The sequence below is a fragment of the Bradyrhizobium sp. Ses1 genome (genome assembly GCF_059512365.1).
In genome coordinates this window covers 1-529 of the sequence record NZ_JCAMOQ010000209.1, presented here as the reverse complement: position 1 = coordinate 529, position 529 = coordinate 1, and the positions used below count along the sequence as shown (strand labels likewise).

Annotated in this window: 1 protein-coding gene; it reads right to left on the bottom strand. The window is 64.1% G+C overall.

What is annotated here, in order from left to right; all coding sequences use genetic code 11:
* Positions 1-58 precede the first annotated feature (58 nt).
* The coding region (locus AC5ZG5_RS46405) for a transposase (RefSeq protein WP_456671336.1) at positions 59-529 on the bottom strand (471 nt) is incomplete at its 5' end.

The window sequence follows — 529 nt, the reverse complement described above, 5'->3', positions numbered from 1 at the left end:
CCGTGGCCGGTCGAGAGCCAGCGAGCGCGATGAGCAGACTTGCAGGATTGTGACGCGGTCATGAGGTGTCGACCCTGATGATGGTCGTCGGAGCTGTCGGCGGATTCCGCGGAGTTGCACCGCGCGCGAAGACCTCGATGATGATCATGCGACCGCCGCAGCAAGGACAAGCCGGTTTGCTGTCATCGACAACGGGACCGTTGGGTTCGCTCTTGGCTTTTGGAACGGCGAGCAGTTCACGCGCGCGGGCGATGTTGTCGGCGCAGGCGCTCTTGGCGAACAGGCCGTAGTGGCGGATGCGGTGCAGGCCCTTGGGCAGCAGGTGGATGAGGAAGCGGCGGATGAACTCGTCTGTGGCAAGCGTCATCTGCTTGTATCGATCGCGGCCCGCGACGCGGTAGTCCTTCCACCTGAAGGTAACACCCTGCTTGTCGAAGGCGATCAAGCGGCTGTTGGCGATGGCGAGGCGGTGGGTGTAGCGCGACAGATAGGCCAGCACTGCCTCAGGCCCGCCGAACGGCCGCTTTGC